The sequence below is a fragment of the Bowmanella yangjiangensis genome (assembly GCF_017255015.1).
In the GTDB taxonomy this organism is placed as follows: Bacteria; Pseudomonadota; Gammaproteobacteria; order Enterobacterales; family Alteromonadaceae; genus Bowmanella; species Bowmanella yangjiangensis.
Genome location: NZ_JAFKCS010000572.1, coordinates 1 through 473, shown reverse-complemented (window position 1 = coordinate 473; position 473 = coordinate 1). Strand labels below are relative to the sequence as shown.

At 53.5% G+C, this 473-nt stretch carries 1 protein-coding gene; it reads right to left on the bottom strand.

What is annotated here, in order from left to right; genetic code table 11:
• Positions 1-204: hypothetical protein (locus J0A65_RS25715; protein ID WP_206597043.1), on the bottom strand; the 204-nt coding region annotated here is incomplete at its 3' end.
• Positions 205-473 lie beyond the last annotated feature (269 nt).

The following is a 473-nucleotide window of genomic DNA, read 5'->3' as shown; positions in this document are numbered from 1 at the left end:
GTCCAGCAGCGGCGCGGTGTACTTGGGCGACGAGACCGACTCGGTCTTGTAGTCGCCTTCCTGTTCACCCTTGACCGTGACGCTGTCCAGCTTGAGCGACTCGTCTGCCAGCGCCGGCAGCGTCAGCGAGGCAATGGCCAGGCCGATGGCAGTGGCCAGCACGCGTTTGACGGGCAAAACCTGATCGTAGTTCGTGGCACGCATTTGAGATAACCTGTCAAGATGTAATGATAATTATTTACAAATATGTACAGAGGAATCCGCAGAAATCCCCCGCACAACGCCCTGGCGCAGGGCCTGAAACGGCCCTGCCCTCTAAAAGAGAACGTATATTATTTGTAAATAAATTTATGTCAAATAAGAAACACTATTAAATGAATTCTTATCTGGTATCTGCGCACGAACCGCCCATCAGGACGGAGCAGCTCCTTTGCGCAGCGCGTGCAAGAGCCTCAGCAGCTGTGTGGCGTCCA